Origin of the sequence: Paraburkholderia sp. (assembly GCF_034668105.1) — a bacterium.
GTDB lineage: Bacteria > Pseudomonadota > Gammaproteobacteria > Burkholderiales > Burkholderiaceae > Paraburkholderia.
The window spans coordinates 1-9,911 of the sequence record NZ_JAXDPY010000081.1 but is presented as its reverse complement, the minus strand read 5'-3'; the positions used below and the strand labels follow the sequence as shown (position 1 = coordinate 9,911).

The window sequence follows — 9,911 nt, the reverse complement described above, 5'->3', positions numbered from 1 at the left end:
CGCACATGCCCGATCTGCGCCCAGCCTGGCTGATTCGCGCCGGACTGTGCCTTTACGATCATCTCGCCAGGCGCGAACTGCTGCCGGGCTCGCGCGGCATCGTGATGCGCGACCATCCCGCCGGCGCGCCGCTCGTCGATTCGATCAAACGCGGTTTCGTGTATTCGGACGGTTGGGTGAACGACGCGCGTCTGGTCGTGTTGAATGCGCTGGACGCGCAGGAACGCGGCGCGAAGATTCTCACACGCACCAAACTGCTGAGCGCGGTGCGCGCCGGCGGTGAATGGCGCGCGCAACTCAAGCGCGCGGACGGCACGATCCTCGACGTGCGCGCGGGCTCGATTGCGAATGCGGCCGGTCCGTGGGTCGGCGAATTGCTGCAAGGCGCGCTCGGCCGCGAGGCCACCCACAGCGTGCGCCTCGTGAAAGGCAGCCATATCGTCACGCGCCGTCTGTTCGAACACGATCACGCGTACATCTTTCAGAATCCGGACAAGCGGATCATCTTCGCGATTCCGTACGAACACGATTACACGCTGATCGGCACGACCGACCTCGAATATCGCGGCGACCCGTCGCAGGTCGCCATCAGCGCCGATGAAACGCAATACCTGTGCGACTCGATCAACCGCTACTTCAAGCAGAAGATCTCGCCACAAGACGTGCGCTGGACCTATTCGGGCGTGCGTCCGCTGCTCGAGGAAGAAGGCGCGGACAACCCGTCGGCGGTCACACGCGATTACTCGCTCGAACTCGACGCGCCGGCAGGCGAAGCGCCGCTGCTGTCGGTGTTCGGCGGCAAGATCACGACCTTCCGCAAGCTCGCGGAAGAAGCCGTCGACAAACTCGCGCACGCGTTGTACAACGACGCGCCTTCGTGGACGGCCGGTGTGCCGTTGCCCGGTGGCGATATTCCGCAAGCCAACTTCGAGCGCTTCCTCGCCGGCTTCAAGCAGCAGAATGCGTGGCTGCCTGCTGATCTGGCCCACCGCCTCGCCCGCGCTTACGGCACGCGTGTGAAGCACGTGCTGGGCAACGCGCGCTCGGTGGCTGACCTCGGCCGCGTGTTCGCACCGGGTCTCTACGAAGCCGAGCTGACTTATTTGCGCGACACTGAATGGGCGCGCAGCGCGCAGGACGTGTTGTGGCGCCGCTCGAAACTCGGCCTGCACGTCGAACCGGGCACGCTCGATTCGATCACACACGACATCGACACATGGTTCGCCCGTGATCCGGTCCGGCAGAGCGCCTAGTTGGCGCCGTTGCATGAACCCGCATGAGCCCGCATGAACCCGATCGATTTTCACCCCTCGGCGACCGACCAGGCCGGGACGCATAAGCTCACACTGTTGCAGCCCGCTTAAAACGACAAGCCGTTCCCGTCGCCGGTTAGCAGTCCGGCGATTCATAAAACGCATGGAGAAGAGACAATGCAGGATCAGTACATCCTCGCGCTTGACCAGGGCACCACGAGCTCGCGCGCGATGCTGTTCGACCGGCTCGGCAATATCGTGTCGACCGCTCAGAAAGAATTCCAGCAAATCTATCCGCATCCGGGTTGGGTCGAGCACGACCCGCAGGAAATCTGGTCGACCCAGGCCGGCGTGGCCGCCGAAGCCGTGACACGCGCCGGCATGAACGGCACCTCGATCGCCGCGATCGGCATTACCAATCAACGTGAGACCACCATCGTGTGGGATCGCGAAACCGGCCATCCGATCTATAACGCGATCGTCTGGCAAGACCGCCGCACGGCCGACTTCTGCGATCAGCTCAAAGAGCAAGGTCTCGAAGAGAAAGTCCGCGCGAAAACCGGTCTGCCGATCGACTCGTACTTCTCGGCGACCAAGATCCGCTGGATTCTCGACAACGTTGAAGGCGCGCGCGAAAAAGCGCAGCAAGGCCGCCTTGCGTTCGGCACGGTGGATAGCTGGCTGGTGTGGAATTTCACTAAAGGCGGCCTGCACGTCACCGACGTGACCAACGCGTCGCGCACAATGCTGTTCAACATCCACACGCTGCAGTGGGACGACGAACTGCTCGAAGCGCTCGAGATTCCGCGCAACATGTTGCCGGAAGTGCGGGCGTCGTCGGAGGTGTACGGACCGACCAGGACCACCGTGTTCGCCTCCAGGATTCCGCTCGCGGGCATCGCCGGCGACCAGCACGCGGCCCTGTTCGGCCAGATGTGCACGGAGTCGGGCATGGTGAAAAATACCTACGGTACCGGCTGCTTCCTCGTGATGAACACCGGCGACAAGCCGATCGAATCGAAGAACAATCTCGTCACCACGATTGCCTGGCAGATTGGCGATCAGATCAACTACGCACTTGAAGGCAGCATCTTCATTGGCGGCGCGGTGGTGCAATGGCTGCGCGACGGCCTCGGCATCATCAAGAACGCCGCCGAAATCGAAACGCTGGCGCGCGGCGTGCCGCATTGCGACGGCGTGTATCTGGTGCCTGCCTTCGCCGGCCTCGGCGCGCCGCACTGGAACGCCCGCGCGCGCGGCACGCTGTTCGGCGTGACGCGCGGCACGACCTCGGCACACATCGCCCGCGCCGCGCTCGACTCGATCGCCTACCAATCGCTCGACGTGCTGAAAGCGATGGAAGCCGATTCCGGCATTCGCATCGGCGAATTGCGCGTGGACGGCGGCGCTTGCGCGAACAATCTGCTGATGCAATTCCAGGCTGACATTCTCGGCGTCGATGCAGTGCGACCAAAGGTAGCGGAGACGACCGCATTGGGCGCGGCGTATCTGGCCGGGCTCGCGGTCGGCTACTGGAAAGACGTGAACGAACTGAAAAGCCAGTGGGCGCTCGATCGCCGTTTCACGCCTGCCCTGCCGCACGCCGACGTCAAGGCATGCCTCGACGGCTGGAAGCGCGCGATCCGCGCCGCGAAGGCCTGGGCCGACACGCCCTGATTGGGCCCTGATTGGGCCCGGATTGGGCCCGGATTGGGGCCCGGATTGGGGCCCGGATTGGGGCCCGGATTGGGGCCCTGATTGCAGCCTGATTGCCGCTCTCACACACTCTCTTTCGACATAACGAAGCCGCTTATCCCGCGGCTTCCGTAACAACTATATTTCGGATAACCAAGGATGTCTCCTTACATTGCGGAATTCATCGGTACGGCACTCGTGGTGCTGCTCGGCGACGGCGCGGTCGCCAACGTGCTGCTCGCGCGCACCAAGGGTAAAGGCGCGGACCTGATTGTGATCGTGATGGGCTGGGCGATGGCCGTGTTCATCGCCGTGTACGTCACGGCATCGTTCAGCGGCGCGCATCTGAATCCCGTCGTGACGATCAGCCTCGCGCTGGCAGGCAAATTCGCGTGGGCCAAAGTGCCGGGCTACGTCGCCGCGCAGATGCTCGGCGGGATGGCGGGCGCCCTGCTCGTGTGGATCGCGTATCGTCAGCACTTCAACAAGGAAGGCGATGCGGACGTGAAGCTCGGCGTGTTCTGCACATCGCCCGCGATTCGCAGCGTGCCGCATAACCTGCTTACCGAAATGATCGCGACCTTCGTGTTGATTCTCGGCGTACTGTATCTGGCTTCGCCGCAAGTCGGCCTGGGTGCGCTCGACGCGCTGCCGGTCGGCCTGCTCGTGCTCGGCATTGGAATTTCGCTTGGCGGCCCGACCGGTTACGCGATGAGCCCGGCGCGCGATCTCTCGCCGCGTCTGATGCACGCGCTGCTGCCGATTCCGGGCAAGCGCGACAGTGACTGGCGTTATTCGTGGATCCCAGTGTGTGGTCCGCTGCTGGGCGGCGCAGTGGCTGCGGCGCTGTATCTCTACCTGCACGCGCATTGATTCCGCGCCGCATTGATGACGCATTTAGGCGCATCATTCAAGGGGCACTTAAGGGCATCCCAGGCCCGCGCGACACGCACCAAACGCATGCTCTATGCGCAACCACGCGCCGGCGGAAAGCTTTGGCGCCGCGCATGCGGCGCCAAAGCACGTATCATGACGCTTTCAATCTTCGCGCATGAGCTTGCAACTGTCTTGCTCGCGTGCCTCTCGCTTTCCGTCTTAAAGCATGATCGACCACCTCATCTGTGACTGCGACGGCGTGCTCGTCGACAGCGAAATCATCGCTGACCGCGTGATGCTCGAAACGCTGTCCGCCACCTTCCCTGGCCTCGACTTCGAACCCGTCGTCAAAACGGCATTCGGCCAGCAAACCTCGCGCTTTCTCGAAGGCATCGAGAAGTCGTTCGATATCACACTGCCTGCCGATTTCTTCAATACGATCGAACACAACGTCGAACTCGAGCTCGCAGCATCGCTCAGCCCGATCAACGGCGTGCGCGACGCATTGCAACGCGTGACGCTGCCGGCCGCGGTCGTGTCGAACAGCCGGCTGGCGCGTGTGAATGCCTCGGTGCGGCGCGCGGGCTTGCAGCAGATTTTCGGCGAGCGGATTTTCAGCGCCGAACAGGTCGCGCGGCCGAAGCCCTATCCGGACGTATATCTGTTCGCGGCGAAGGCGCTAGGTGTTGAGCCGGCGCGATGCATCGTCGTTGAAGACAGTGTGGCCGGTTTGAATGCGGCGCGGGCGGCGGGCATGAAGACGATTGCCTTCGTGGGCGCGAGCCATATCCCCGACGGTTATGCGGATGCACTGCGCAAGATGGGGATGACACGCATCATGAAGCATATGGATGAACTGCCGGAGCTGGTCGAGGCCGGCGTGCGCGGCGAGTTTGGCGACGTACAGTCTTAGCGGGCGCAATAAAAAACCGGCTGTATTAGCCGGTTTCGGACTTGGCTTCACCACACGCGGCACGCGGCACGCGCGTGCTGCATCAAACCTCGTCGGCCACGCATTCGCGCGCCGTCGCCAGCGCCTGACGAAATTCCGCCAGTTCGGCGATCGTCAACATCGGCAGATTGTGTTGCGCGGCGAAGCGCTCCACGTCCGCGCCGCGCGTCATCGTGCCATCCGCGTTCATCAGTTCGCACAGCACGCCGGCCGGCTTCAAACCCGCGAGAATCGCCAGGTCGACCGTGCCTTCAGTGTGGCCGCGGCGCGCGAGCACACCGCCGGGCTGCGCACGCAGCGGGAACACATGGCCCGGGCGCACGATATCGGCCGGCTTCGCCGTATCGCTGATGGCGGCGCGAATCGTCGTCACGCGATCGAGCGCCGACACACCGGTGGTCACGCCATCGCGTGCTTCGATCGAGACCGTGAACGCGGTGCCATGACGGCTTTCGTTGTTGACGGCCATCGGCGGCAATTCAAGCGCGCGGATTTTGTCATCGGGCAGGCACAGGCAGACAATGCCGCTACATTCGCGGATCAGCAAGGCCATGGTTTCGACGGAAAGACGCTCGGCGGAAACGATCAGATCGGCTTCGTTCTCGCGGTCGTGATCGTCTTGCAGGACGACGGCGCGGCCATCGCGCATGGCTTGCAAGGCGGCGGCGATACGCGGCGGAACCGGTTCGGTGGCGAGCAACGGGAGATCGAGAACTGCGCTATCCGCAATCACCGACGGAGCAGGAAAAGTAGCAAAGGACATAGTTGAAACGCTCATCGCAAAAGTTGGGCGAAAAACGTTTCAGGGCATTGCAAACAGACAAAGACGCGCCGTTGAGCGCCGCGCGAAGCGACGCTCGCGCACCGCTTCAATCTCGAGCGGCGCCACGGAAACGAACATGACTATCTGCACATCTTCTTCCTTCCGGACTCTAACCGTCGGCTCTGGCTTTTCACCAGATCTGCTGACCCCGCGCTGCTTTCGACACGCTGAAAGCGAAATGAATGCGGGCGCTCGCGGGCTCACCGGCTCACGCTTTCGCGTTGCCGGCATACCGCCGGTGGGGAATTTCACCCCGCCCTGAAGACGCACTGATTGCCGGATCGACCGGCTGGCGAAGCATACAACAGTCGCGCGGACGCTGCAGCGCAACCCCTACTGTTCACACGGACATCGCTGCTTCAGAGCACATCCGCCTGATAAACCTCGTTCGTCAAACCGGCGCGGCCTGGCGCGTCAAATCGTGCGGCGCGGGCACGTCCCAGCGTGGCGGCGTTTCCGCCTTCAGCGTCACACGAAACGCGCGCGCCTCGGTGTCGCCGGGATTGCGCAGGCTGTGCGGCTGGTCGGCGTCGAACACGATCGCGTCGCCGGTGGCCAGCAATTGGCGTTGATCGTGCACGCTGACTTCCAGCGTGCCTTCGCTGACCACCAGGTTCACCGTCGTGCCCGGCGCGCGGCGCGTGCCAAGCTCGGTATGCAACGGCGCGATACGCAACTCGTGAAATTCCGCGGCGGTCGGCTCGGCGTCGGGATAAAGCGGCCGGGCCGAGTAGCGCCCGTTCGAACTGACGAGCCGCGACGAACGCTCCGCCGGCAAATGCTCGAAGCCGTTGGTTGCATGACGCCGCAGGAACGCCGCCACGGATACCTTCAACGCCGCAGCCACCTTGCACAGCACCTTGATCGACGGGACGCTGCGCGCCGATTCGATTTGCGCGAGCATCGCTCGCGAGACGCCCGAGGCGCGGGCCAGGGCGTCGAGCGACAGTTGGCGCTCGGCGCGCAGACGGGCGAGATTCACGCCGACCAGATGTTCAAGAGCATCGAAGGGTTCAGCGGCACGCGACGACGCCTCGGTGTCAGCCGTGGGATCGCGAACCAGCGCAAGCGGGGAATGCATGATTGCCTCCAGAAGCGCCGCCGGACGGCGGGCAAGCGGTTAGTGGAAGCAAGATAGCATCGCGCCTCGCGGCGCCCAACGAAGTTATCTTCACACTGTTATCAGCATTGCGGAGGACGATTCTCGCAAAGCTTGTGCGAATTTTTCATATGGGCGTGGCGGGGCCGGGATCCGCACACTCAGGCGCGCTGCGCCATGGTCGATGCCGGCGCATCCATCCGCGCGGCATACCACGTCAGCACCAAAGCCGCGATACTCACCGCCGCCGCGACCCAAGGCAGCGTATCGAGCGAATGACCGTGATTGATCACCAGACCGCCGAGCCACGCACCGCCCGCATTGCCCACGTTGAACGCCCCGATATTCAGCGTGGAAGCCAGATTCGGCGCCGCAGCGGCCTTCTCGACCACGCGCATCTGCAACGGCGGCACGGTCGCAAAAGCCGCAATGCCCCACACAAAAATGGTGATCGCCGCGGCCACCTGCGAATGGCTGGTCCGCGCGAAGATCGCCATCACCACCGCGAGCGCCACCAGAATGCCCATCAGCGAAGGCATCAGCGCACGGTCGGCGAGCTTGCCACCCACGGTATTGCCGATCGTGAGACCCACGCCGAACAACACCAGGATCAGCGTCACGCCGCGCGGCGAGAAGCCGCTGATCTGCTCGAGAATCGGTGCGATATAGGTGAACACGACAAATACACCGCCGAAGCCGAGCACCGTCATCGCGAGCGCGGTCCAGACTTGCGGGTCCTTCAGCACGCGCACTTCGTGCCCCAAATTGGCCGGACCGGAATCGTGACGATTCGGCACCAGCGCAGTCACGCCCGCGAGCGACAGCACGCCGAACGCGCTAATGATCCAGAACGCCGCACGCCAGCCGAACTGCTGACCGACGAAGGTCCCGAACGGCACGCCGAGCACATTCGCCAGCGTCAGACCGGTGAACATCATCGCAATCGCGCTCGCGCGCTTTTCAGCCGGGACGAGCGAAGCCGCCACCACTGCGCCGATGCCGAAGAACGAGCCATGCGCGAACGACGTCACCACACGCGCGATCATCAGCACCGAATAGCTGGACGCGATCGCGCACAGCGTATTGCCGACGATGAACACCCCCATCAGCAACTGCAATGCGAGCTTGCGCGGCATCTTGCTGGTGACCACAGCGAGCAACGGTGCGCCGACCGCCACGCCGAGCGCATAGCCGCTCACCAGCAAACCCGCCGACGGAATCGATACGGCCAGATCGCGCGCGACCTCGGGCAGCAAGCCCATGATCACGAATTCGGTCGTACCGATCGCGAAAGCGCTGATCGCTAGCGCGAGTAATGGAATGGGCATTTTTCTACTCCAGGTTCTTAGGTTGAGCGTGTCAGTTGCGTTGAGCGTGGCGCAGCGCGGTCACGAATTCGATGACCACGCCAGGCGCGAGCGCCACGAACAGTTGCAGTTCGGCTTGTTGCGGCCCCATCGGCGGCACTTGCGCGAGCTGATAAGGCGTGTCCGCCGCATGCAAGCGCTGCAATAGCGCCCGCCATTCATCCGCGCTGTCCAGCCGGAAAGCGATATGGTCGATGCGCGGCGCCGCCCTGCCCGCTACGGCGGGCACCGTCGCGCCGATCAGATGAATCAGCGGGCGGCCGTTCGCATACAGCCAGTAGCCATCGACCGAAAACGGCGGACGCGCGCCCTGCGTCAACCCGGCGACGTCGACGAAGAAACGCCGGGCGGTATCGAGTTCGGCGGTGACGATCGTTGCATGATCGAGTTGCATGGCGTGGGCTGCCTGGGGCAAAAAGGCACAAAGGGTTTACGAGGATCGCATTGTGAGGCGGACGCATCAATTTGATAATTGGCGTAGCATTTGAAGCATTTTCAAATTCTTTTGAAAGATCGAGATGGATAACCTCGGTGACATTCGCCTGTTCGTCGAAGCGGCGCAGCAGGGCAGCCTCTCTGCGGCGGGGCGCAAGATGGGCCTGACGCCGGCCGCCGCCAGCGCGCGGCTGGCCAAACTCGAAGCCGGGCTGAAAGCACGCCTGTTCGAACGCACCACCCGTCAGTTGCGGCTCACCGACGAAGGCCGGCTCTATCTGAACTGCTGCCGCCAGGCGCTGCAATCGCTCGACGACGCCGAAGCCGCGCTGCAAGCCGGCCAGGGCGTGGTGCGCGGCAAAGTCCGAATCTCGGCGACGTCGGACTTCGGCCGCAACCTGCTGATGCACTGGCTCGATGAGTTCAACGCGCTTTACCCGGAGGTGACGTTCGCGCTGACGCTGTCGGACTCGCTATCGAATCTGGTGCAGCAGGACATCGATCTGGCGATCCGCTTCGGCGTGCCGCAGGACAGTTCGCTGGTCGCCCGCATGCTGGCGCCGAACCGCCGTGTGCTGTGCGCGTCGCCGGAATATATCGCCCGCAAGGGTGAGCCGAAGGACCCGCAAGATCTGGCCAATTTCGACTGCATCGTGCTCGGCACCGCTTCCGGGCCGGTCAACGAGTGGCGCTTTACGCGCGGCGACGAAGTGCAGCACTACACGGTGCCGCTCGAGACCTCCCGGGAAACCAACGACGGCGCCGTGGCCCGCGAATGGGCGCGGCGCGGCTACGGGATCGTCATCAAGTCGATGTGGGACGTGGAAGCGGATTTGCGCTCCGACTGCCTGAAAATCCTGCTGCCCGAATGGCGCTATCCGGATGCGCCATTGCACGCGCTGTACCACCGCAACCGTTTCATGGCGCCGCGCGTGCGTGTCCTGCTGGATTTTCTGAGCGAGCGCTTCGCCCAGGTGTCGGGCGAACTGGAAAGCCTGCTGGGCTTGCCGCCGGAGCAGCGCGGGCAAAGGTCGCGGCGAAAACCGCAGCCGATCAAGGGCTATAATATTGAGTTAAGCAGCGAACGTGCGTCGAACGTGGGGCCCGAATAGCCCAAACCGGGCCCTAACGGCGCTTGAGCGACCGCCTGAGCGGGTTGCCTGAGCGGGTTGCCTGAGCGGGTTGCCTGAGCGGGGTACCTAAGCGGCTACCTAAGCGAATGCGGCTGAGCGAGCGTTCAAGCGGCTGCCCAAGCGCCGCGGCCCGTCCGCACGTTTTCATCCCTCTTCACCTTTTAAACGACGCCCCCAGGTTAACCACTGCGACCGGCGAAATTCGATGACCAAGAAAGTTTATGTAAAGACCTTTGGCTGCCAGATGAACGAGTACGACTCCGACAAGATGGTCGACG

The 9,911-nt window shown here is 63.5% G+C and carries 9 protein-coding genes and 1 riboswitch; of the genes, 5 read left to right on the top strand and 4 right to left on the bottom strand.

The features are described 5' to 3' along the window. The 4 genes from glpD to QOC89_RS04130 form a co-directional block, all read left to right on the top strand. Window positions 1-1,253 (top strand): glycerol-3-phosphate dehydrogenase (gene glpD, locus QOC89_RS04145; protein ID WP_323043862.1); only part of this gene is annotated, 1,253 nt, incomplete at its 5' end. A gap of 177 nt (window positions 1,254-1,430) precedes the next feature. Beyond that, window positions 1,431-2,930 carry a glycerol kinase GlpK gene (gene glpK / locus QOC89_RS04140; RefSeq protein ID WP_323043861.1) on the top strand — a complete coding sequence of 500 codons (1,500 nt, stop codon included), beginning with the start codon at window positions 1,431-1,433 and terminating at the stop codon, window positions 2,928-2,930. A 177-nt stretch (window positions 2,931-3,107) separates the two neighbouring features. After that, window positions 3,108-3,821, top strand: a complete 714-nt coding sequence (locus QOC89_RS04135) for an MIP/aquaporin family protein (protein ID WP_179734274.1) — start codon at window positions 3,108-3,110, stop codon at window positions 3,819-3,821. A gap of 229 nt (window positions 3,822-4,050) precedes the next feature. Further along, window positions 4,051-4,737: an HAD family hydrolase gene (locus QOC89_RS04130; protein WP_323043860.1), complete on the top strand. Its 687-nt coding sequence runs from the start codon at window positions 4,051-4,053 to the stop codon at window positions 4,735-4,737. An 82-nt stretch (window positions 4,738-4,819) separates the two neighbouring features. On the opposite strand, the gene ribB is transcribed toward QOC89_RS04130, so the two are convergent. The 4 genes from ribB to QOC89_RS04110 form a co-directional block, all read right to left on the bottom strand. Then, on the bottom strand, window positions 4,820-5,539 hold the full coding sequence (gene ribB / locus QOC89_RS04125; protein WP_323043859.1) for a 3,4-dihydroxy-2-butanone-4-phosphate synthase: 720 nt from the start codon (window positions 5,537-5,539) through the stop codon (window positions 4,820-4,822). Between the two features lie 146 nt (window positions 5,540-5,685). Then, window positions 5,686-5,869: riboswitch (FMN riboswitch) on the bottom strand. Between the two features lie 121 nt (window positions 5,870-5,990). Further along, window positions 5,991-6,680 carry an XRE family transcriptional regulator gene (locus QOC89_RS04120; protein ID WP_323043858.1) on the bottom strand — a complete coding sequence of 230 codons (690 nt, stop codon included), beginning with the start codon at window positions 6,678-6,680 and terminating at the stop codon, window positions 5,991-5,993. 179 nt (window positions 6,681-6,859) lie between these two features. Continuing rightward, the gene (locus QOC89_RS04115; protein ID WP_323043857.1) at window positions 6,860-8,026 is read right to left on the bottom strand and encodes an MFS transporter; all 1,167 of its coding nucleotides are present in this window, start codon (window positions 8,024-8,026) and stop codon (window positions 6,860-6,862) included. A 31-nt stretch (window positions 8,027-8,057) separates the two neighbouring features. Beyond that, on the bottom strand, window positions 8,058-8,459 hold the full coding sequence (locus tag QOC89_RS04110) for a VOC family protein (protein ID WP_323043856.1): 402 nt from the start codon (window positions 8,457-8,459) through the stop codon (window positions 8,058-8,060). A gap of 124 nt (window positions 8,460-8,583) precedes the next feature. Between QOC89_RS04110 and QOC89_RS04105 the strand changes: the two genes are divergently transcribed. Beyond that, window positions 8,584-9,612 (top strand): LysR family transcriptional regulator, encoded by a 1,029-nt coding sequence (locus QOC89_RS04105; protein WP_323043855.1) that lies wholly within the window; start codon window positions 8,584-8,586, stop codon window positions 9,610-9,612. Window positions 9,613-9,911 lie beyond the last annotated feature (299 nt).